The organism is Candidatus Sulfotelmatobacter sp. (assembly GCA_036500765.1).
GTDB lineage: Bacteria > Acidobacteriota > Terriglobia > Terriglobales > Acidobacteriaceae > Sulfotelmatobacter.
This window is the reverse complement of the sequence record DASYBM010000001.1, coordinates 254,473-277,807: the sequence shown is the minus strand read 5'-3', so window position 1 is coordinate 277,807 and position 23,335 is coordinate 254,473. Positions and strand designations below refer to the sequence as shown.

Annotated in this window: 18 protein-coding genes; 11 read left to right on the top strand and 7 right to left on the bottom strand. The window is 58.1% G+C overall.

From position 1 onward, the window contains the following. Positions 1-20: 20 nt before the first annotated feature. The 4 genes from mfd (at position 21) to VGM18_01200 (ending at position 5,977) form a co-directional block, all read left to right on the top strand. Positions 21-3,584, top strand: a complete 3,564-nt coding sequence (mfd, locus tag VGM18_01215; protein ID HEY3971589.1) for a transcription-repair coupling factor — start codon at positions 21-23, stop codon at positions 3,582-3,584. Between the two features lie 33 nt (positions 3,585-3,617). Then, entirely contained in the window at positions 3,618-3,842 is a 225-nt protein-coding gene (locus VGM18_01210) for a hypothetical protein (GenBank protein HEY3971588.1), read from the top strand. Between the two features lie 378 nt (positions 3,843-4,220). Further along, positions 4,221-5,099: a UTP--glucose-1-phosphate uridylyltransferase GalU gene (galU, locus tag VGM18_01205; protein ID HEY3971587.1), complete on the top strand. Its 879-nt coding sequence runs from the start codon at positions 4,221-4,223 to the stop codon at positions 5,097-5,099. Between the two features lie 188 nt (positions 5,100-5,287). Further along, entirely contained in the window at positions 5,288-5,977 is a 690-nt protein-coding gene (locus tag VGM18_01200; GenBank protein HEY3971586.1) for a PilZ domain-containing protein, read from the top strand. A gap of 246 nt (positions 5,978-6,223) precedes the next feature. On the opposite strand, the gene purE is transcribed toward VGM18_01200, so the two are convergent. Together purE and purD are read right to left on the bottom strand one after the other, a co-directional pair. Then, a complete protein-coding gene (purE, locus tag VGM18_01195; GenBank protein HEY3971585.1) occupies positions 6,224-6,721 on the bottom strand; it encodes a 5-(carboxyamino)imidazole ribonucleotide mutase in 498 nt (165 codons plus the stop codon). A gap of 250 nt (positions 6,722-6,971) precedes the next feature. Beyond that, entirely contained in the window at positions 6,972-8,243 is a 1,272-nt protein-coding gene (gene purD, locus VGM18_01190) for a phosphoribosylamine--glycine ligase (protein HEY3971584.1), read from the bottom strand. Positions 8,244-8,625: 382 nt separating this feature from the next. Between purD and VGM18_01185 the strand changes: the two genes are divergently transcribed. The 6 genes from VGM18_01185 to VGM18_01160 all read left to right on the top strand — a co-directional run bounded on the left by VGM18_01185 (position 8,626) and on the right by VGM18_01160 (position 14,561). After that, positions 8,626-10,122 (top strand): carbohydrate porin, encoded by a 1,497-nt coding sequence (locus VGM18_01185; protein ID HEY3971583.1) that lies wholly within the window; start codon positions 8,626-8,628, stop codon positions 10,120-10,122. A gap of 353 nt (positions 10,123-10,475) precedes the next feature. Then, complete coding sequence (locus VGM18_01180) at positions 10,476-10,943, top strand: group I intron-associated PD-(D/E)XK endonuclease (protein ID HEY3971582.1); 468 nt, start codon at positions 10,476-10,478, stop codon at positions 10,941-10,943. A 381-nt stretch (positions 10,944-11,324) separates the two neighbouring features. Beyond that, positions 11,325-12,647 (top strand): ImmA/IrrE family metallo-endopeptidase, encoded by a 1,323-nt coding sequence (locus tag VGM18_01175; protein ID HEY3971581.1) that lies wholly within the window; start codon positions 11,325-11,327, stop codon positions 12,645-12,647. 10 nt (positions 12,648-12,657) lie between these two features. After that, entirely contained in the window at positions 12,658-13,428 is a 771-nt protein-coding gene (locus VGM18_01170; protein ID HEY3971580.1) for an adenylosuccinate synthetase, read from the top strand. Between the two features lie 9 nt (positions 13,429-13,437). Continuing rightward, positions 13,438-13,869, top strand: coding sequence for an adenylosuccinate synthetase (locus VGM18_01165; GenBank protein ID HEY3971579.1), 432 nt, complete (start codon positions 13,438-13,440; stop codon positions 13,867-13,869). Next, complete coding sequence (locus VGM18_01160; protein HEY3971578.1) at positions 13,869-14,561, top strand: hypothetical protein; 693 nt, start codon at positions 13,869-13,871, stop codon at positions 14,559-14,561. Before VGM18_01165 ends, VGM18_01160 begins: the two co-directional genes overlap by 1 nt. Here VGM18_01160 and acnA read toward each other — a convergent pair. The 4 genes from acnA to VGM18_01140 form a co-directional block, all read right to left on the bottom strand. Then, on the bottom strand, positions 14,558-17,341 hold the full coding sequence (gene acnA, locus VGM18_01155; protein ID HEY3971577.1) for an aconitate hydratase AcnA: 2,784 nt from the start codon (positions 17,339-17,341) through the stop codon (positions 14,558-14,560). The genes VGM18_01160 and acnA overlap by 4 nt on opposite strands. A gap of 134 nt (positions 17,342-17,475) precedes the next feature. Continuing rightward, the gene (locus VGM18_01150; GenBank protein ID HEY3971576.1) at positions 17,476-17,745 is read right to left on the bottom strand and encodes a hypothetical protein; all 270 of its coding nucleotides are present in this window, start codon (positions 17,743-17,745) and stop codon (positions 17,476-17,478) included. Continuing rightward, positions 17,745-19,121, bottom strand: coding sequence for an NRAMP family divalent metal transporter (locus VGM18_01145; GenBank protein HEY3971575.1), 1,377 nt, complete (start codon positions 19,119-19,121; stop codon positions 17,745-17,747). Before VGM18_01145 ends, VGM18_01150 begins: the two co-directional genes overlap by 1 nt. 320 nt (positions 19,122-19,441) lie before the next feature. Continuing rightward, positions 19,442-20,413 carry an EamA family transporter gene (locus VGM18_01140; protein ID HEY3971574.1) on the bottom strand — a complete coding sequence of 324 codons (972 nt, stop codon included), beginning with the start codon at positions 20,411-20,413 and terminating at the stop codon, positions 19,442-19,444. Between the two features lie 310 nt (positions 20,414-20,723). Between VGM18_01140 and VGM18_01135 the strand changes: the two genes are divergently transcribed. Next, on the top strand, positions 20,724-21,332 hold the full coding sequence (locus VGM18_01135; GenBank protein ID HEY3971573.1) for an ABATE domain-containing protein: 609 nt from the start codon (positions 20,724-20,726) through the stop codon (positions 21,330-21,332). Between the two features lie 85 nt (positions 21,333-21,417). On the opposite strand, the gene VGM18_01130 is transcribed toward VGM18_01135, so the two are convergent. Continuing rightward, positions 21,418-23,277, bottom strand: a complete 1,860-nt coding sequence (locus VGM18_01130; protein ID HEY3971572.1) for a VWA domain-containing protein — start codon at positions 23,275-23,277, stop codon at positions 21,418-21,420. Positions 23,278-23,335 lie beyond the last annotated feature (58 nt).

The window sequence follows — 23,335 nt, the reverse complement described above, 5'->3', positions numbered from 1 at the left end:
CTCCTGCTAAAATTACCTCGATGCTTCTTCCCTTCGTCCGCGAACTCTTCGCGGACGTAGAAATGCTTCCCGCCTTCACGCGTGTTGCCTCCCACCTGCGGGAGGGCACGGGGCGCATTCGTGTCTCCGGAATCTCGGCCACCGCCAAAGCCTTGCTGCTCGTGCTGTTGCGCCGTCACGCCGACCGGCCGCTCATCGTCGTCGTCAACGACAATCGCGTCGTCGAAGATTTCGTTCCTATCCTTCAGGGATTCTGTGAACTCACCGCCGCCGCCGATCCCGACGCCGTCGTCTCGCTTCCCGCCCGCGACGTGCTGCCGTTCCAGAATCTTTCGCCGCATCCCGAGTTGCAGGAAGAACGCGCCACCGCCCTCTGGAAGATCGCGACGGGAAAAGCGAACATCGTGGTCACTCCTATCGCCGCCACCGCGATCCTCCAGCGCTCCGCCGATTACTACACCGACCTCGCCCGCATCCTCCGCCGCGGCGAATCTTTCGACGTCGATAATCTTCTCGCCCACCTGAACACCGTCGGCTACACCGCCGCCGATGTCGTCGAAATGCCCGGCGAATACGCCCTGCGCGGAGGCATCCTCGACGTCTATTCTCCCGAAGCCGAGCGCCCCGTCCGCATCGAATTTTTCGGCGATGAAGTCGAATCCATCCGCCGCTTCGATCCCACTTCGCAGCGGTCCTCCAATCCCCTGGACGAAGCGCTCCTGCTCCCGCTCACCGAAACTCCCGTCAGCGACCATCTGCTCGGTGCGATTCACACCCGCCTCAGCGGCAAGCGCATCGCCGGCACCAGCGAAGAAATCGTCGAAGCCGCCGTCAAGTCCGGCGGCGTAACCGTCTTCCCCGGCTGGGAGTTTTACGCTCCCGTAGCCGGAGCCGACCGTAGCGTTTTCGATTTACTTCCTAACGCGGCCGTCCTGCTCGACGAACCCGATCTTCTCCGCACCGAGTTCGATCGCTTCTGGTTGCGCGTCGAAGAAGCCCACGAGCGCAGCGGCGTAGGAAATTTAGTCCGCCCTGTGGACCTCTATCTCCCGCCAGAAAACTGGTGGACAAAAATCGCGACCCTCACCGGAGCCGACATCGAACATCTCGGCATCACCCATAACGCAGACGAGGAGCTAGTCACATTCCTTACTCAGCCCACTCCCCGCTTCCACGGCGCAGTTCCGTCCATGCTCGAAGAAGTCCAGAAACTCACCGGAGCAGGGAATCAGGTTCTGTTCTCCGTCCCCAACACCGGCGAAGTTGAACGTCTCGCGGACATTTTCACCGAATACAACGTCAGCTTCCGTCTCGGCAGCCGCACTCGCGGCGGCGAAAGTTATGCCGACGAAACGAGCTATTTCGCCGGAGAAGTCCTCACCACCACCCTCGCCAAAGCCTACGTCCCCGACGGCGTTCTTTTTCCCGACGCCCATCTCGCCATCTTCGGCGCTCGCGATCTGTTCGACGAATCCGACAACGTTACTGCGCGGCCCGGCCGCCAGAAATCGAAAGTCTCCGCCTTCCTCTCCGACTTCCGCGACCTGCAAGTCGGAGACTACGTCGTCCACGTCGAGCACGGCATCGGTCAATATCAAGGTCTGAAAGAAATCAATCAGGGCGACGGCAACGCCGAGTTCATGCTGCTCGAATACGCCGAAGGCGCGCGCCTCTACGTTCCGCTGACGCGCCTCGATCTGATCCAGAAATACCGTTCGTCCGAAGGGGCCAAGCCAGCGCTCAGCCATCTCGGCACGCAGTCTTGGGCCAAGACCAAAGCCCGCGTGAAAAAGGCCATGAAAGATATGGCCGACGAACTCCTGAAACTTTACGCGGAAAGAAAAATGGCCGTCGGACATTCCTTTCCCGCCGGCAACGAATTCGTTCGCGAGTTCGAAGATGCCTTCGAGTTCAACGAAACCGAAGACCAGGCCCAGGCCATCGCCGACGTCACCCGCGACATGGAATCCACCCAGCCCATGGACCGCCTGCTCTGCGGCGATGTCGGCTACGGCAAGACGGAAGTCGCCATGCGCGCCGCTTTCAAGGCCGTCGGCGACAACAAACAAGTCGCGGTCCTCGCCCCCACCACGGTCCTCGCCTTCCAGCACTACGAAACTTTCAAGCAGCGCTTCGGCCCGTTCCCCGTCACCATCGAAATGATCAGCCGCTTCCGCAATCCGAAGCAGCAAAAAGAAATTCTGCAAAAAGCCGAAGCCGGAAAAATCGACATCCTCATCGGCACCCATCGCATCCTCTCCAAGGATCTCAAGTTCGCCGACCTCGGCCTCCTCATCGTCGACGAAGAACAGCGCTTCGGTGTCCGCCACAAAGAGCGCATTAAACAAATGCGCAAACAAGTCGACGTGCTCACCATGTCGGCCACGCCCATCCCGCGCACTCTGCACATGTCGCTGGTCGGCCTGCGCGACATGAGCGTCATCGAGACTCCGCCCAAGGATCGCATGGCGATTCAAACCGTCGTCGCCAGTTGGGACGACAAACTGATCCAATCCTCGATTGAACAGGAACTCGAACGCGGCGGCCAGGTTTACTTCGTTCACAACCGCGTCGACACCATCTGGGAAATCGCCGCCAAGCTCCAGGAATTAATTCCGAAAGCGAAGATCATTGTCGGCCACGGCCAGATGGGCGAGTCGGAACTCGAAAAAGTGATGCTCAGCTTCATGCACCACGAAGCCGACATCCTCGTCGCCACCACCATCATCGAGAACGGCCTCGACATCCCGCTCTGCAACACCATCCTCATCAATCGTGCCGACCGCCTCGGCCTCTCCGAGCTCTACCAGCTCCGCGGCCGCGTCGGCCGCTCCAATCGCCGTGCGTACGCGTATTTGCTGATCCCAAAAGAAGTCGAGCTGACCCCGATCGCCCGCCGCCGTCTCGCAGCGTTAAAAGAATTCTCCGACCTCGGCGCCGGATTCAAAATCGCCGCATTAGATTTGGAACTCCGCGGCGCAGGAAATCTCTTAGGCGGCGAACAAAGCGGACACATCGAAGCCATCGGCTTCGAACTCTACACGCAAATGCTAGAGCGCGCCGTCCGCGAGATGAAAGGCGAAGCCGGTCCCGACGAAGCCGAAACTCAACTCAATCTCGGACTCAACATCCGCATCACGTCGGATTACATTCCGGAAGAAAATCAGCGCCTGCAAATGTACAAGCGCGTAGCGGCTGTCGAGTCAGAATCGAAGCTCGAGGATGTCGAGCTTGAAATAAAAGACCGTTACGGCCCGCCGCCCGCCGCCGTCCGCAATCTGCTCGACTACGCCAGCCTCAAGCTGCTCTGCACGCGCGTCGGCGTCAACGCCATCGAGCGCAAGCGCGACTCCGTGACTTTCAAGTTCCGCCAGAACGCCGCCGTCGATCCCGAGCAACTCGCCAAATTCGTCTCCACCCAGCGCGGCGCGCAGTTCACCCCAGACGGCATGCTGAAATTTGTCCTGAAGGCGACCGCCCCAGAAGAAGTCCTCCGTGCCCTCCGCACAGTCCTGGAGCAACTGGCCGCAGAAGAAACCGCATCTGGAATGGGAACCAAAACAAGCGGGAATGCCGTTTCTTGACACGCCCGTCGCCAAAGTCCTAGTCTGAGCAGCATGGAAGTGCATTTCACTCCCGAGCAACAATCCCGTCTGCATGAAGTAGCCGCGCGCACAGGCAAAGACCCGAAACAGCTGGTGCAAGAGGGCATCGACCGGATGCTCGATTATGACGAGCGGTTCCTGGCTGCCGTCGAGGAAGGCCGCGCGAGCGCTCGACGCGGCGATCTATTGGAACACGATGAAGTCGTTGAGCGCATCGAGCGAATGTTTCGCCCGTGACTCGTGTTCGCTGGACGCCAAAAGCGGCAGACGACTTTGCGGCGATCGTCGAACGTATCCGCCAGGACAATTCCGCCGCCGCGCAACGAGTCGCCAGGACCATTTACACCGCAATCGCTGACTTCGACAATTCCCGAACCGCGGCCGCAAGGGTCTTGCGCCCGACACTCGCGAACTAGTCTTTCCGCCTTGGTCGTTCATCGTTGTCTACGAAGTCGCCGACAACCAAGTTAACGTCCTTCGCATCCGACACGCTTCCCAAGACTGGCCATAGCGCGGCCTAGTTCGCCACCTGCAAATGCCACCATTTACAATGATCCAGCACCGCGTTCGCGAAGACCGAAGACCGAAGACCGACGACTAACGACCGACTCCCGCATGATGAAAGTCCGCAAAGCCGTATTCCCCGCCGCCGGCCTGGGCACCCGCTTTCTGCCAGCCACCAAAGCTCAGCCCAAGGAAATGCTGCCCATCGTCGACAAGCCGATCATTCAATACGGCGTCGAAGAGGCTATGGCCTCCGGCTGCGACCAGATCCTCATCATCACCGGCCGCGGCAAGCAGGCCATCGAAGATCATTTTGACGTCAGCTACGAACTCGAAAAAATGCTCGAGGAGCGCCACAAGATCGATCTGCTCAAAATCGTGCGCAGCATTTCCGACATGATGCATGTCGCCTACGTCCGCCAGAAAGAAGCCCTTGGACTCGGCCACGCTGTCCTCATGGCCCGTGAACTCGTCGGAAACGAGCCTTTCGCCGTCCTGCTCGCCGACGATGTCATCGATAATCCCGTCCCCTGTCTCAAGCAGATGGTCGATGTCTTCGACCAGAAACAATGTTCCGTCATCGCCGCCCAAGTGGTCGAAGGCAAAATGATTTCCTCCTACGGAGTCTTCGACGCCCAGCCCGCCGAAGGCTTCAACGGCCGCCTCTTCGAAATCCGCAACATGGTCGAAAAGCCGAAGCCCGAAGAAGCCCCGTCGAACCTCGCCATCATCGGCCGCTACATCCTCACTCCCGCCGTCTTCGATTGCCTCGCCAGAACGCAAGCCGGCGCCGGCGGCGAGCTGCAACTCACCGACGGCATGCGCATGCTGCTCAAGCAGGAAAAAATGTACGCCTACGTCTACGAAGGCCGCCGCTACGATACCGGCGACAAACTAGGCTTCCTCAAAGCCACAGTGGAATTCGCCCTAAAGCGCAATGATCTCGGTGCCCCCTTCCGTGAATACCTGAAAACGTTGAAACTAAATTAAACTTGGTGGCGGAGACGCTCATGTGGCTGACGGCCGCCTTCGGTCGTCCGGCGATGCGAAGCGAGCCGCTCCGGGATCACTGCCAAACTGGTCAGTGGTGCGCCTGGTTCCCCCCGATGCTCTCTAGTTACGCCCATTTACGACTCTTCTCCTCTACACTCAATCATCACGAACCACAGCCCTCCACCATGGGCAAGCGTAACGATCCTCGCCTGGAAGTGCAGTTGCCGGTGCGCATATTCGGCACCGACCGCGCCGGCTCGACCTTTTCTCAAAAAGCCATCACCGTCAACATCAGCCGCACTGGAGCCGAACTGGCCGCCGTGCAACCCGAACTCGCCGTCAACGAGATCATCGGCCTGACCTATGGCACCAATCGAGTCCACTTCCGCGTCAAATGGGTCGGCAAACCGGGCACACCCAAAGCGGGCCACGTCGGATTGCTGAACATCTCCCCGGAAAAACCTCTCTGGGATATCGCTCTACCTTCCACGTTCGCCGACGCCTACAAGCCCGCGCAGATAGAGCGCCGGCAGCATCCCCGCTTCCGCTGTCAAAATTCGGTCGAGATTCATGCCCGCAGCGGCGCTTCCTTCCGCGGCACCCTCGCGGACCTCAGCCTCGGCGGATTCTATATCGACATGCCGCTGCCCGTAGAACCAGCCGCAAAGTTAAGAGTAGATATGTGGCTCGGCCAGGATAAGGTTTCAGCGGAAGCAGAAGTTGCCCACAAAACTGCCAACGTCGGAGTCGGGATCCGTTTTCTGCAGATTTCCGATCGCGACCTCGATTTGATTCGGGCGTTCCTCAACCAGCTTTCGCCACTCGCGCGAAAGCCAATCCTAGGCGCCTCCGGGCGGAGCAACCCATCGAAGTAGAGGGTCGCGATGTGGGGGAGAACTAAACCGCGATGTCATCCAACGTCCTTATCCCAATCAAACGGAGCCATTCTTCAGGCGGAGTGAAGAGCCTGCCCTGAGCGAAGTCGAAGGGATCTCAGCCTTAACCGGCTTGGCGCGTAAGCCAAAGTCCATCACCGCCGGATTTGAACTCAGTTGTTCGATTTCAAATTCACTCCGCGGGTTTTCAATCGGCAATCTGAAATCAAAAATTCTGCAATCAAACTACACTCCCCTCAGCTTCCGCGACTTCTCCTCTACCCCTCGCGCCAGCTTCTCTTTATGCGCCGCCAGTTTCGTCGCAACAGCAGCATCCCCCAGACCAATCATCTGCGCCGCCAGAATCCCCGCATTGGTCGCCCCAGGCTTCCCAATCGCCACCGTCGCCACCGGAATCCCCGCCGGCATCTGCACGGTAGCCAGCAGCGAATCCATCCCTTGCAGCGAGGTTGAAGGAATCGGCACGCCGATCACCGGCAAAGTCGTATGCGCCGCAATCACCCCCGCCAGATGCGCCGCTCCCCCCGCTCCCGCGATAATCACCTGAATTCCGCGCCCCGCCGCCTTGCGCGCAAAATCCGCCGTCCGGTCCGGCGATCGATGCGCCGAAGTCACATCCATCTCATACTCGATCCCGAACTCCTCCAGCGCCTTCCCCGCCTCGCGCATAATCTCCAAATCCGAATCACTCCCCATCACAATCGAAACCAAAGTCTTGTTCATCGTCCCTCTCTCAAATTTTCCTAAGTCTTGTCATTCTGAACCCAGGCGAAGCCGGGGTGAAGGACCCTACGTCGGCCTGAAGCTAGGATGCCGTGAAAGGAATGCCTCTCCGCTGTGCCCGTGAAATTCCCAACTACTGTATTGCCAGTTCCATCCATCGTGAGGTCGCTCGCTCGGTTTCACCGAACTCACGATGACATTCTCAGAGTTCGCTGCCGCCATGCTGCACCCGTCCCCTCGAAACCCGGACCTACCTCTTCAACGCCCGCCCCGCAATATCCGTCCGATAATGCGCACCATCAAATTTGATCATCCCGCAAGCCGCATAAGCCCGATTCACCGCCGTCTCCAAATCCGCTCCCCGCGCCGTAACTCCCAGCACCCGCCCGCCCGCAGTGTAATAAACCCCACCCCGCCGAGTCGTTCCCGCGTGAAACACCTTCACGCCCTCAACCGCGCCAGCCTCATCGAGCCCATCAATCCGTTTGCCCACCGAGTACGTCCCCGGATATCCTCCCGACGCGATCACCACGCACACCGACGCATCCCGCGACCACTTAAAATCCCCGTCGCTCACGCGCCCCTCAATCGAAGCCTCAAGCGCCTCCACCAGGTCGCTCTCCAGCCGCATCAAGATCGGCTGTGTTTCCGGATCGCCAAACCGGCAATTGAACTCCAGCACCATCGGCCCGCGCGCCGTCATCATCAGTCCGCAGTAGAGCACGCCCTTAAATTCGGCTCCCTCGTCCTTCATTCCCTTCACCACCGGCTGCGCAATGTGATGCACCAGCCAGTCTCGCATCTGATCATCCACGATATCTGTAGTCGAATACGCGCCCATCCCGCCGGTGTTCGGCCCGCTGTCGCCCTCGCCCACGCGCTTATAATCCTGCGCCCCCACCAGCGGAGCCACCCGCTCGCCGTCACTGAACACCAAAAAAGAAAGCTCATCGCCCTTCAAACATTCTTCCAAAACCACGCGCGCGCCGGCCGCGCCCAGCATCTTCCCGCTCAGCATCTCTGCCGCCACGGCGGCTGCTTCTTCCTTGCTCCTGGAGATCACCACTCCCTTGCCGGCCGCCAACCCATCGGCCTTTACCACCATCGGCACATGAAAATGACTCAGCGCAGACCGCACTTGCTCGATCGAATCGCAAATCGCAAAGTTTGCCGTGGGAATGTGATGCCTCTGCAGGAATTCCTTGGCGAAGCTCTTGCTCCATTCCAGTTTCGCCGCGGCTTTCGTCGGACCAAACGCTGCCCACCCCCGCCGCGTAAACTCATCCACCACGCCCAGCGTCAGCGGCATCTCCGGCCCTACCACTGTAAGATCCGGCTGCAATCGCGCAGCCAGTGAAATGATCGATTCCAGATTCTGCAAATCCACGGCCACGCACTCCGCGTCGCGCCCGATGCCGCCATTCCCCGGCGCACAATAAAGTTGCGAGATCCGCGGCGACTGCCGCAGCTTCCATACCAGCGCGTGCTCGCGCCCACCGCTTCCTAGAACCAGAACTTTCATAAGCCGGAGAAAATCAAGGTTAGGGGTTGAAGCGGAACGGTGTCAAACCATCCGCCGGGAAAAAGAAATATGTGGGGATAGCCGCCCCCGGCTGTCCGTCGAGCGCAGCTCGGCCGCTTTTTGTCTCCACTCAATAACACTCCACACCGAAAATGCAAATCTCCAACTCCTCTTAAAATTGAGGTCCGTTGCCGGCAGCTGATTAATATCCGGCGCGCCGGCTTCATCGCAAGTCGTAACATGGCTTTAACGAGCCGTGCGTAGGCTGGGAGATTCATATAGTACTCGAATTTGCGTGGTTGACACTGGCGCATAGTTACTGTTAACTACGGTTAACAAAGTTAAGTACAGCGTGGTTAATTACTCTTGTTGCAGCTAGGTCATGAGACTGAAAGTTATTTTCGATTTCGCGAAGGCCGATACCGCTCAGTGCAGCCGGGCACGCCTCCGCCCCAGTCTCCAATTCGCCCAATTCGCGCTTGCCCTGGCCGCCGCCATCGCCATTGCCGCTCCCGCTTCCGCGCAACAGTCTCCTGCCCCTGCTCCTCCTCCTGCTCAAACTGACGCCGAGGCCGTCGCTGACCCCTCCGTCTCCGCCGACGACAACACCCAATCGATGCTGCCGCATTTCAAGGACACGCGCTTCTGGATCTCCGGCCAGACCAACTTCATTTTTCAAACTCATCCCGATTTTCACGCGCCCTACAGCGGACCGCATAGTCTCAGCCCGAAGTATGAAAAAGCCACCTCCCGCGTCATGACCCTCTACACGGGCATGCGCCTCAACGACTCCACCGAATTTCTCGTCGACATCGAAGAGGCCGGCGGTTCCGCGCTCACGCTCGGTTTCGGCCTCGCCGGAAACACCAATCTCGATATCGTCCGCAACCCCGCGCTCAGCAAAGCTCCCTACCTCGGTCGCGGCATCTTCCATAAAGTATTTGCCCTCAGCAAAGACAAAGTCGAGAACACGCGCAACTATCTTTCCCTCTTCGACGAACTGCCCCGCCGCCGCATCGAATTCCGCATCGGCAAATTCTCCATGCCCGATTTCTTCGACATCAATTCCGTCGGCTCCGACACTCACTTCCAGTTCGCGAATTGGACCATCGACAACAACGGCGCCTGGGACTATGCAGCCGACACGCGTGGTTACACTGTCGGCCTCACCGCCGATTACGAAGACCGCAACTGGGGATTCCGTTTCGCCGAAGCCCTCATGCCCAAAGTCGCCAACGGGATCGATCTGGTCTGGCAGCCGTGGCAGGCCCACGGCGAAAACTGGGAATACGAATTGCGCCGCGGCGTGCTTCCGAAAAGAACCGGTGTCGTCCGCCTGCTCGCCTTTACCAACTACGCCAACATGGGCATCTACCGCGATCAGATCATCCAGGCCGCGGCACAAGACACAACTCCCGACATCACCGCCCATCCTTGGCACATCACTCGAAAATATGGCTTCGGCATCAACACCGAGCAAACTCTCACGCACTACCTCACCGCCTTCGCCCGCTTCGGATGGGACAATGGCAAGACCGAGTCCTTCGCCTACACCGAGGTCGATCAAACCGTCGCCGAAGGCGTCGGCGCAAACGGCGCGTGGTGGCATCGCAAACAGGACCGCGCCGGCATCGCCTTCGTCAGCAACGCCATCAAAAAAGATCACCAGAATTATCTGGCCGCCGGCGGCCTGGGATTCCTCCTCGGCGACGGCCATCTCAACTACGGCCGCGAAAATATCCTCGAGTCCTACTACACCGTCCACGTCTGGCGCGGAATCTATCTCGCCCCCGGCCTCCAGCACATCAACAACCCCGGCTACAACCGCGACCGCGGCCCCGTAGTCGTCCCCTACTTCCGCGCCCACGTAGAGTTCTAGTTTGCGCGCGCATGTCGAGTTCTAACCCAAAGCCTTTGCCTGGAAATCTCGCCAACTTTTAAAGTTGTCATCCGCGAATGCCGGCGAAGCCGAACGCAGCCGAGGGACCTGCTGTCCTTGACCTCAAAACAAACCCCGCCCCCACTTGCAGCGCCGAAACCCGCTTTCCCCAAAAATCTTGTCAAGAGGCAAAAAACACACGTTTCCACCCAACCCCATGAAAGCATTCCAAATATAAAGTTCAAATCTTTTCCGGTTTACTCCCGCCAAATTGCTAGACTAGATATATAGAGTGGATTAAAGGCGCGGCCCACCGGTCGCGCCTTTTTCTTTTCCGGGACGAGTCAGGGGCGATGCAGATGGAGCAGTGGGAGAAGTTCAGGACGTTCAAACAACGGGGCGAATGGGTCGAGTTACTATTCATGGCAGCTGCGGCGTTACGCGGATTCGGAATCTCCAAGCCATGGGGAGATTCCGCGGCCTGCGATGTCGGTATCCATCACGGATCGAACTATTTACGCGTGCAAGTTAAGTCGAGCAGCTACCGGCGGGGCACTGGGTACTACTGCGAGTTCAAACCGCAGGATTTCCAGACCGGCTACAGCCTCGAGCAGGTTGATCTGTTCGCCGCCTATGTGATTCCAACGGACGCTTGGTACCTCATCCCCGCTGCTGTACTCCTGCGTCAGCACATTCAAGGCCTCCAGCTCTGCCCGGTGCGGCCCTCGACGCGATGCCCTTACCTCTATGAGAAGTACCGCGAAGCCTGGAAAATGCTCGCCAAGAATCGGTGCGCCCTGTCGCGTCTCGGAAATCGCTAGAGGGCTGCGCCCGTTATTCGGCTTGTCATTCCGACCCTGAGCAGAGCGAAGGGGAGGAATCTGCTGTTTGCTTGCGCCGCCAGGGAGCCGCCTATCGCAGAAGCCGTCGCCTGGAAGGCCATCGAAATCGTCGCGTGGAAGCTTCGTGGAAGGGCACGGCTTCAGCCGTGCCGCAAAGGTCACAAATCTAAACGGCTTCAGTCGTTGAGGTTCGCTCTCGCAGCCAGAACACGACGTTACGAATACGGAACAGATAGAAAATTCTACTCGTCGCTGTTCCATTTAGGATATATTTCACGCTTAGTGAAGAGCTTCGATACGTCGGGCCATCCTCCTCAAAGGTGAACTAGATTGCAATCAGTGTTTTGGACAAATCCATCGGTGCGCGCTCTCAGTCGTGGACGTGATCCTATTGAGGCAATAACCTCAGAGGCCAGAGATCTTGTTTTCCGCGCACTGGAGCTTGGCTGGCAAGGCCCGCCTTTTGATCCATTCAAACTTGCCGAGTTATTAGGGATTCAGACCCAGCCTACAACAGAAGTGCTGGATGCGAGGACAGTGCCGGTTGGGGGTCGTTTCAGGATTGAGTTCAACCCTGACAGACCACGAAGACGAACTCGATATTCCGTCTTTCATGAAATAGCACACACGCTTTTTCCGGATTGTGCAGACACGATCCGTCATCGTGGTACGCACAACGCAGCCAGACGCGATGACTGGCAATTAGAAACTTTGTGCAACATGGCTGCGGCTGAATTCCTTTTGCCTACAGGGGCACTAAAGCAAATCGATACTTTGCGGGCTTCTGTCGATACAGTTTTGGCGTTACGGGAAAAATACGAAGCCTCTGCTGAAGCAGCCCTTCTTCGCATCTGCCGCTTGACGAGCGAAACGGCGTTGGCATTTTCTTCTCATCGCGATGCAGCTGGGCGATACGTAATCGACTATGCAACGCCTACAGCGAGCGCCGCCCAATGGTCACTCCGGCCTGGATGGAACCTACCAACGAAAACTGCAGCTGCCGAGTGCACTGCCATCGGCTTCACAGCTAAGCAAAGCGAACACTGGTCTCCATTAGGGGATGTGAACTTGGAATGCGTAGGTATTGCACCATTCCCGCTGGACATTTATCCCCGCGTAATTGGCTTTCTACGACCGCCGCAGGAACAATCTAGGGCCGGGCTGCCGATAACGTATGTTCGAGGTGACGCGACCTCAACTCGGGGAGACGGTAGCAAGGTACTGGTGCAGGTCGTTAATGACGGTGCTTTTACGTGGGGAGGGGGGGGCTTTGCAGCAGCCGTAAAGAATAAATGGCCCTCGGCACAGCGCGCCTTTACTCTAGAGGTGACGAACGACAAAGCAAAGTTGAAGCTCGGAAATGTGATTGCGAATGAACTACAGCCCAATGTGGTCTTGACCAGCCTTGTTGCACAACATGGATATGGCCCGTCGCCACGTCCCCGCATTCGCTACGGGGCGCTTCGTGATGGTTTATTGCAAGTGGCCAAGATCGCCAAAGCAAAAAACGCTACAGTTCATATGCCCCGTATAGGAACAGGACTGGCTGGCGGCGCTTGGCCCGTCGTTGAGGAAATCGTCCGTGAAGTTCTAGTTCAAGCCGCAATAAAAGTGTTCGTGTATGACTTACCTCAGGGGAAGGAAAGGGCCAAGGCACAGCAAGACCTAGCGTTCACAGCGTAAGGGCGGTGCAATGCCAAAACTGATCGTTCTAATTTCTGGAAGTGTCTCTGCAGGCAAAAGCACGCTTTCTGACAATCTACGGAGGCAGTACACTGCAAGCAGGCTAAAGACGAAGGACGTTCTGCAAGACCTAGCTCTCTCGAAACTTAAGAAGACGTTGCCAGCAGAACGGACGGCTCTACAACAATTCGGAACCGAACTCGACAAAGAAACCGGCGGGGAGTGGGTTCTCAATGCGCTGAAAAGACATATTGTCGACGGAAAAATAGGGCAAGACGATGTAGTTGTTGTTGATGCAGTTCGAATTCTCGAACAAATAAAAGCGATCCGCAAGTCGTACGGTTTTGCTGTCAAGCACGTCCATCTGGAAGCGTCGCCGCCTGCTCTCGCCAAGCGATACAAGGCTCGTGGAAATGTCAGCTTAAAAGAGCTGCGCACTTATTCCGCGGTCGAGAAAGACCCGACGGAATCGCGCGTCGCGCTCTTAAGAAATTCGGCAGACTTTGTTGTAAACACAGAGCGCTGCACAGCGGAAGATGTTTTGGTTCGCGTAGCAACCTACTTGGGATTGGTTACTCGCGATTATTCTCGGTTGGTTGACGTGTACGTAGGAGGGCAGTTTGGGAGCGAAGGTAAAGGCCATATCATTTCTTACGTAGCTCGCGAATATCAGGTACTTGTGCGTGTCGGAGGTCCCAATGCCGGGCACAAAGTCTTCATGGATGAAGGGGCAGTCACACATCATCAGCTACAGCTTCTGATAGGCAACCAGCAACGGTAGTGTCCCGTGATGTCGAGTCGAGTGCGAAAAGTTGTTATGGTGTGCCGTACTTATCCCATAAGAGTGCAGGATCCGCCCAAAGGCACTTCTGGACCAATGTCTCTCCCAATCGAATGGAGCGATGTGGCACAGCGTAGTGGCATCGCCTTGGCAAAGCTGAAGAAAACCGAGAAGACTTCCACTACGAATCGTGATCGCCGGGTCAGCGAGTTTGACTGGGCTCTGCTTCGTAAGGCCGCCGCTTTGAACGGCCCGACAGACGTGGCCCTAACATTCGCAGACTACTTACACAAAAACAATGAAAATGCTCGACGATTCGAACAGTTGAACGTTGATGACATCCAGTTCATTGAACAAGTAGAGATAGTTGCTGCTGCCCCTGTGAGTTTGATTTCTACTAGGTTCGACTTCCGTAGCATCATAGATCGGCGGGCGTGGTAATGAGTGTTACGCCGACGGAATTGGCCACGCACTATCCGCGCCTGTATCACATGGCAGAAGGCAGCAGCTGGGAAAGTATCCAGCGTCACGGGCTGCTTAGCACTGAAGCCCTTCTAAACCTTTTCCTAGTGCCGGTGGCAGACCGCCCTGCCATTCTCTCCACACAGAGGAATAAGTCAGTCCCCATTAAGCATCCGGATCACGGCGTAGCCACGATCAGAGACCAAAAACCTCTTAATCGATCCAAGCTTGAAAAGAAAGCCCTCGAGGGATGTTCTTTCGAGCAATGGCTCAACATGCTGAACTCTCGCGTGTTCTTCTGGCTGTGCAAAGAACGTCTCCAGACACTGATGTGTGCGCGCGAATACTGCAGCCAAACTCATGTCGTGCTCATATTGGACACATTGCGGCTTGCCACTGACTTTCAACAATCCATCACCCTTGCTCCGATGAATACCGGTAACACGCGCCCATTCGCTCACAAACGTAGTTTGCAGACATTCTGTCGGATGGTGGACTATCCGTTTGAAGAGCGTCTGCATCGGGGTCTGTACTATACAGTTGTCGAACTTGCTGTTGAGGGCGGGGTAACCAAAATCATGGATTATTTGATCGAAGCGGCGGAGATGAAATGCTCAACGTGTGATAAAGACAATCAAACGATTCGCACAGTCAGAAAGCTGTATCCTTAACCTTTCAACAACTGCCGCAACACATACTGCAAGATCCCGCCGTTCGCGTAATACAGCGCTTCCTGCGGCGTATCGATGCGGACCAGAGCGTTGAACTCGATATCTGGACTGCCTTTCGCCGACGCGCGCACTTTCACTTTGCTTCCTGCGGCGAACTTCTCGACCAGGTCGCGGATGCCGGTGATCTCGAATACTTCCTCACCGGTCAGCTTGAGCGACTCGGCATTCTGCCCCGCGGGAAATTGCAGCGGCAGCACGCCCATGCCCACCAGATTCGAGCGGTGGATGCGTTCGTAGCTTTCGGCGATCACGGCGCGCACGCCCAGCAGGGCCGGGCCTTTGGCGGCCCAGTCGCGCGAGGAGCCTGCTCCATATTCTTTGCCCGCGAGAATCACGAGCGGCGTGCCGGCCGCGCGATATTTTTCTGACGCATCGAAGATCGACATTTCGGTTCCCGTGGGCAGATGCCGCGTGAATCCGCCTTCGGTAGCGACCAGCTTGTTGCGCAGTCGGACGTTGGCAAAAGTTCCGCGCACCATCACTTCGTGATTGCCGCGGCGCGAACCGTAAGAATTAAAATCCCCCGGCTTCACGCCATGTTCCTGCAAATATTTTCCCGCGGGACTATCTTTCTTGATCGATCCCGCCGGCGAAATGTGGTCGGTGGTGACGCTGTCGCCGAGAACCGCCAGCACGCGCGCCTTCTTGATGTCGTGCACCGGCTCCGGTTTCACCGCCATGTCGTCGAAATACGGAGCCTGGCGAATGTAAGTGGAATCTTTTTCCCACGCATAGGTCTCGCCCTTAGGCACGGCGAGCCCGCGCCAGCGCTCGTCTCCCGAAAACACGTCGGCGTAAGATTTCGAGAACATGTCCGACGAAATCGATTGCTGCAAGGTCTCTTCAATCTCGCGCTGCGACGGCCAGATGTCGGCCATGTACACCGGTTGCCCGTCGCGGCCTTTGCCAATCGGGTCCTTGCGCAAGTCAATGTCGATGCGCCCCGCCAACGCAAATGCCACGACCAGCGGCGGCGACATCAAATAGTTCGCGCGCACTTCCGAGTTGATGCGGCCCTCAAAATTGCGATTCCCGGAAAGCACTGACGCGACGACCAACTCGTTCTCGTCGATCGCCTTCGAAACTTCTTCCGGCAGCGGCCCCGAGTTGCCGATGCAAGTCGTGCATCCATAACCGACCAGATGAAACTTCAATTTCTCGAGATACGGCGTTAACCCAGCCTTCGCCAGATACTCGGTCACCGTTTTCGATCCCGGAGCCAGAGAAGTTTTCACCCACGCCGGCATGGTCAAACCCTTTTCGACGGCTTTTTTCGCCAGCAACCCCGCGCCAATCAGCACCGAAGGATTCGAAGTGTTGGTGCACGACGTGATCGCCGCAATCACGACACTGCCGTGCTTCAGCGAATTCTTCACCGACGCCGGCACATGCTCATGAACGTTCGGATCTTCCACGCCGATCGCAGCAGGGCTGCCACCTTCAAGTTCCCAGTGCTCCTTCGTCGTGGTCTTGTTTGCGGCCGCGGTTGACGTTGATGCAGCCGCAGCCTTCGGCTTGATCAGCGAAGGCAACGCCTTCTGAAACGACTCGCCCGCCTGCGACAACACCACGCGATCCTGTGGACGCTTCGGCCCCGCCAGACTCGGCTCCACGGTTGCAAGATCGAGCGAAAGCAGTTCAGAGTACTCCGCCTCCGCGGTCTTCTCGTCGTGAAAAATTCCCTGCTCGCGTGCATAAGCCTCGACCAACGCAATCTGCTCCTCGCTGCGTCCAGTCAACCGCAAATATTTCAACGTCTCTTTATCAATCGGGAAAATTCCACAAGTTGCCCCGTATTCTGGGGACATATTGGCGATTGTGGCGCGGTCTGCGAGCGGCAGGTCGCGCAGGCCCGGGCCAAAGAATTCGACGAACTTTCCTACGACGCCGTGCTTGCGCAGCATTTCGGTGACGGTGAGAACGAGATCGGTCGCGGTCGCGCCTTCGCGCAATCTTCCGGAAAGCTTCACGCCCACTACCAGCGGAATCAGCATGGACACCGGCTGCCCGAGCATCGCCGCCTCAGCTTCAATCCCACCGACGCCCCATCCCAACACCCCCAACCCATTAATCATGGTTGTATGACTGTCTGTTCCGACGAGCGTATCGGGATACGCCACGCGTTTGCCGGGAGTTTCATTGACGAAGACTACGCGGGCTAGATATTCGAGGTTGACTTGATGGACGATGCCGGTGTCTGGGGGGACGATGGAGAGGTTGCGGAATCCGGTTTGGCCCCAGCGCAGAAAAGAATAGCGCTCTTTGTTGCGTTGGAATTCGAGCAGGGCATTTAGATCGAAAGCTTGTGCCGTGCCGAACTCGTCGACTTGAACCGAGTGGTCGATGACCAATTCGACCGGTTGCAGGGGATTGATCAGCGCGGGGTCGCCGCCCAGAGTTTTCATGGCGTCACGCATGGCGGCGAGATCGACGACGCAAGGGACGCCGGTGAAATCCTGCAAGAGGACGCGGCTGGGGGTGAAGGCAATTTCTTTTTCCGGCTTCGAATACCTGTTCCAGGCGGCGAGGGCGCGAATTTCGTCCTTGGTCACGTTGCGCCCGTCTTCGGTTCGCAGCAAGTTTTCCAGCAGGATGCGCAGCGAGAAGGGCAGGTGTTTGGTCGAGATGCCTTGCTGGTCGAGCGCGTCGAGGCGGTAAATTTCGTATTCTTTGTCGCTGACCTTGAGGGTAGATTTGCTGTTGAAACTATTCACGGACATGAGATGGCCTTCCCTGGAAGGATGACTTCGCGCACGCCGCAGGACAGCCGCGGGCGGTTGTTCTCCTACATAGATCGCAACTCCCTAGTGTAATTCGTTTCGCGGGAAATTGCGTGGCGAGGGATGAGAAGGCTTTAACCACAGAGGGCACAGGGGCTCACATAGAATCGAGCAGTAAAGTTAGGGGCTCCGCTCCAGATTTGATAGATCACTACTCCGAACATGAAGACGAGATAAATGCGGAGCGCCCAGAACAAGATCTTCTCGGTACGCGTCAACTGGCGGCGCGGGCAGTGATGTTTTTCCTTCGCGGAGATGAGTTGGTCCGGTTCGAGGGAGTTGACGACGGAGGCCAGATCTTCGCTGCTGATATCGGAGTCGTCGGGGTTGAAATGTGCTTCCATTACTTTCCCCCCAGCAACGCGAGGGCGTGGGGTGCGACTACGCTCACGCCGAACAGGAGCCCGGCTGCGACGAGGATAAGCACTACGCCGAGCGCAAGAATGTTCGCCCAGGTAGGACTCACCAGATCGCCCATGATTTCGCGGTCGTTCACCAGCATGTAGAGAAAAAGAAGCGCGGGGGGCATGGCCAGGACTGCAATCACGTTGACCAGCAGCACGATGTAAACCAGCGGGATGTCGGGGATTAATACCAGGCCGGCGGCGGCCGCGGCTTCGAGAATCAGGACCAGATAAAAAGATTTTCCCTGCTGAAAGGGCAGATTCAGGCTGTGCGGGCGGTGCGCGACTTCTCCGAAGGCGTACGCGGAAGAAGTTGAAATCGTGATGGCCGCCACCATTCCGGCTTCAAAAATGCCAAGCGCAAACAGAGCCGATCCCCAGTGTCCGACGAACGGTTGCAGAGCCTGGGCGAACTCGGCGCCTTCGAAATTTCCGGCGGACATGCCGTGCGCGAACAGAGGCGCGGTCGCGACGATCGTCGCGAGTGCGGCCAGCGCCGCCAGGGTCGCGCCCAGAACGGTGTCGATGCGGCCGAAGCGAATATCGTGAGTGGTCAGGCCTTTGTCGGCGATGGCGCTCTGCTGGAAAAAAAGCATCCAGGGAGTGACCGTTGCGCCGATGTTGGAGAGCAGGAAGAGAACCGTTTCCGGTGTAACTCCGCCGGGCAGGGGCTTCCAGGTAAACAGTGCGCTGCCGATCGCACCCCAGTGTGGATGGCTCAACAGAGCGACCGGGATGAATATCAGGTTGAACATGGCGGCGAACAGAGTGATGCGCTCCCAGGTCCAGTAGCGGTGTGCCATCAAAGCGACGAACAGCACCAGCCATGCGCCAATGACGGCGACCGCGGGGCGAATGCCGAAGAATCCCAGGCCCGCGCGGATGGCGATGAATTCGGTGACCAGCGTGAGGAAGTTGCCGACCATCAGGTCGATCATGGAAAACCATCCCCAGAAAGGGCCGAAGCGGTCGAAGATGAGTTCGGCATGGCCGCGATGCGTGGCCGCGCCGAGACGCACTGTCATTTCCTGGACGATGCACGCCATGACGAACGTGAGCACAACGAAGGGCAGAAAGAATCCGATGCCGTAACGCGCGCCGGTCCCGGCGTAGGACAGCATGCTGGGGCCGTCGTTTTCGCCGAGCATGACGAGGATGCCGGGGCCGACGAGAAGCCAGAGCAGCCGGGCGCGCGACCACGGGCCGCGTTGAGTGCGCGTGGTGAGGACACGTTCGCGGTCGTGGGCGCGATCGATATCCTCGTGGGTGATGACGAGGCCTGAGGGTGCGGTCAGCCGAGCATCGGGGACGCGCAAGGGCGAATCCCTCCGCGGCTTCGATGGTGCCTTCAGGTCGTCCATTTAGAGACGGTCAATTGACGGGCGGTAGAGCGGAGGTCCCGTGAACCTATATGCAGCAGAAAGTATTAGCAGAAGTATATAGCAGAACGTAAACTATGGTTAACTAAAATTTGTGGAGCGGCAGTCGGTGGGATCGATACAGGCGACTGGACAGAGTTGTGGCGCGGGAGATCCCTCCCTTCGCCTGAAGAACGGCTCGCTTCGGGATGACAACTCGATGTGACTGGGCTCGGGTCACAGCGACTGGCGTGATAGCGGCAGGCAATTACTCGCGTTTAAGCACATTCCTCGTTCCGCAGTTTGGGCAGCAGCGAGATTGAGGCCGGTGCTTTAGTGGCTTGTTCTCCGCGGCGTACGAGGACGATTGCGGCGAGGATGGCAACTGACGCCAGCACGACGCGCATGGTGAGCGGCTCGGATGCTAGGAGCCATCCCAGGAATACGGCAACCACTGGATTCGCGTAAGTGTGGGTCGCGACCAGCGCCGGCGGGCAGCGCTGCAACAGCCAGGTGTAAGCCGTAAACGCCACCACCGAACCGAAAACGATGAGGTAGGCCAGGCCCACAATTGAATGGAGAGAAATGGCGGCCCAATGGGTGGCATGAAATTCCCCGGTGAGGCCTGCGGCTGCGAGCAGCATAGCCGCGCCGCAAAGCGTGGGCAGCGCAGTTCGGCCGAGAGCGTCCTCAGGCAATTTGAGCCTGGGCGAGATCACGACCCCGGCCGACCATGAGAGCGAGCCCAGCAGCACGGCCAGCACTGCGAGCAGGCTCGATCCTTTCATCGTCAACTCGGCGCCCGCCAGTATTGCGACTCCGAGCACGCCCAAACCCAATCCCAGAGCGCTCAGCCGGCTGATCCGCTGCTGCCCCATGAACCACGCCAGCACAAGAATGAACATGGGTTCGGTCGCGACGAGCAAGGCTGCGAGACCGGAGCCTACATATTGTTCTGCCCAGTGCAGCGAGCCGTGGCCGATCAGAAAGAACAATGTTCCCAAGACGCATCCTGAAATCCAATGTGCGCGGGTGGGACGAAAGCCGCGAGCCCAGGCCCAAGCGAACATAATCACTCCGGCAATCGAGTGCCGAATGCCGGCAGTGACGAGCGGAGGAATGGTTTCGACTGCGTAACGAATTGCGAGATAGGTCGACCCCCAGACGATATAGATGGCCGCGAAGGCAAGCGCCAGCTGAGTGGAATACGCACGGCTGCGAGCGGTTGCAGGTCTAAGTGAGTTGGGCACAATCACGCGTCTGCCTCCAATGTTAATGATCTTTTCGGCTATAACCTTTTCCTGCCCGGCCAACTCTTCGTTGGCGGTTGCTTGCTGAGGATTGGGTGCCGTAGCTTCGAGCGCCGACTTGAGTCGTCATAAGCTAACCGCCAAAAGCGCAATTACGAGTTAGGTCGATAATAATCGTTAGCTCCTAACTTGTCAAGTGTGTTTTAATGGTTAGAGAAGATCGCGAAAGGAAAATCCGCTGGACCAGAAGAGGGAAGAGGAGAAAATCGCAGGTCGGTATCCGCCGCGCTTCGATTTGATTGCGGGGAACGTGTGCCTCGACTTCGTGAACACGCTCGACGACCGTCACATCTTGCCGAAAGAGTTGCTCGTTACGTATAGCGATCTCGTGCGCTTCGGCGAGGATGCGGGGCTGCTCGATGGGCGTCAGGCGGATGGGTTGCAGGAGCGGAGCCGCATCAATCCCGGCGGCGCGCAGGAAGCGCTGGTGCGGGGCAGAGAGTTGCGGGAAGCGATTCACGATGTATTTTGGGAAGTCATTAATCGGCGGCCAGTGCCTCCGGCTGCGCTCGCGAAGCTCAACGCGTTTGCGCAGGACGCGGCGATGCACATGAGCCTGGTTACGGTGAGAGGCGGCTTCGCGTGGAAGTTCGACGATGTCCGCGACTTCGATCGCGTGCTGTGGCCGATTGCGCGCGCGGCGGGCGATCTGCTGGCGACGGAGCAACTGGCCTATGTGCGGGCATGCTTCTCGAAGAGCTGCGAGTGGTTTTTTCTGGATACCAGCAAAAATCATCAGCGCCGCTGGTGCGATATGACGCGGTGCGGGAATCGGGAGAAGTTCCGGAATTTTTATCGGCGGCAGAAGAGCGCTTCGTCGAAGCGAAAACATCCCACTACTCGCGGACAAAGATCTTGACCACAGAGGGCACAGGGGTTCACCGAGGCAAATCCGGCACAGCAGTTCCCTCCGCTTCGGTCGGGATGACAATTTCTCGAGGTGTCTAACGGGCCGATGTTGTGGCGGGGATCGGCGTTTCGGGGGCGAGCGGGAGATGGACTTCGAGGGTGCCGACGCGGTTGCTGGATTTGTCGCGGACGCCGATGCGAATCCAGGAGGCGGCGGCGGGAACGTAAATCTCCTGGCGGACGCGGAAGACGCCGGACTTGCTGGTCTCCGGGTTGACGGAAGTTTCTCCGCTGGCGTTGTTGATGACGCCGTTGAGCATGCGGCTGTCGTCATCGAAGGCGGCGGCGGCGAATTCGAATTGCGCGGGCTTGCTGCCGGCGGCTTTCGAGACGAGAGCTTTGTCAGTTACGCGGTAATCCACCAGATATTTCTGTACGTCGACGGACGACATCGGTTTGTCTTTTTTGCGCGTGCCGGCATAGCCCGGCTGCTCGGCCAGTTGGGCCATTTGTTCTGCCGTGGCTTTCGCGGGAATGCCGTCGGCGCGGACGTGCGCGGAAAAGAGAAGATCGTGGAGCATGGGAGCGCCGTGTTTCATATTGGGTTGAAGCGTATCGTTTTCGGCGGTGGCGACGGACGCGGCCGCCGGTTGATCTTTGGATAATTGCGGTCGGGCCGAGTAAGCGCCCATGAAATAGAAGCGGCGATAAGCGAGTTGATATCCCTTTTGGTCGAGCTTCACGCGAATGCTGCGGCGTCGGCCTTCATCGCTGGTGTTGGTGGGCGAGTAAGTCAACTCGTAGTAATTGCCATCGACCTCGGTGGCTTCCTCGAGTGCGCCGGTGATGTCGTTGGTGCTCCACCAGGCGCGGCCGCCGGTGGCCTCGGCAATGGCTTTCTGCACCATGTAGTCGGTGATGGCGGAATCGAAGGTGCTTTCGGTTTGCATGACTTGCACCATTCCAGCGGCGTCAGCCTGGCCGCCGGAACCCAATTCTCCGAGGCCGCTGGTTGGGTGTTGGCCCGTCGCGCCCGCTGCGGTCATTTGGGCGCCGGCAGTGGCGGTCTGGCTGGCGGCGCCGCCGTTTGGTCTTGCTCCGGTTAATTGGCCGGGAGGATTGACAGGCACGCCACCGACATTGATGGGATAAATCGCCACCTCGGCGCGGGTCAGCACATTGAGTTCGGCTTTGATGTCGTCCTCGTATTCGCGCGGATCTTCGCGGCGGGGAGCGAGCGCAAGCGGAAAAGTTCCGGCCAGCCAGATCAAATTCTTGTGTCCGGGAACGCCTTCGAGAAACTGCGTGACCTGGGTCAGGATATTCATGGTCGAGACGGGGTCGCCGAAGCCGAGATTCTTGCCCATCATGAAAACCATGGGGACGTGCGGCTTGGGATGCGAAGGATCGAGGGCGGCGTACAGAAGACTCTTGTCGTCGGTGAAACCCTGCACCAGGGCGAGAGTGTCGGAGTGAACGAAGAGGGCGAAGCGGGTTCCGTCGGGCTTCTTCTTGATGAAGTTCATGACCTGGCGTCGGGCGTCGGGCTGGTCGGCGATCTCGATGTTGACGAGGTCGTAAAGAATTACGTAGAGCGGGCCGCGCTCCGGGACGGGGGGAATATTCACGAAGTTGTTCGTCGGGAGATGGGTGTTGGGGGGAATAGAGATCGATGGCGTATCGAACTCGTGGACATCGAAGGAGAGAATGTTTTGCGGGCGGCCGTCTTCGGTAAGGACGAAATCTTTGGCGGCGAGACCGTGAACCGCCATATTGTTCTGGTCGCGAACGACGACGTCGACGACGACGCGGCGGACGGTGCTACGGAAGGTGGGGATGTCGGATGAGGCCTGCGCCGATTGGGTGGCGGGCGCGGAAGAGTCGGATTGAGCGGGCAGAAGGGTACAGGCGAGGCTGAGGAATATCGGAATTGCGCAAATGCGGGAGCGAAACATATGAGACGCCTCCGATCAACTTATTAAGTGGATGCCCAAGCGGAATGATTGTCAAGCG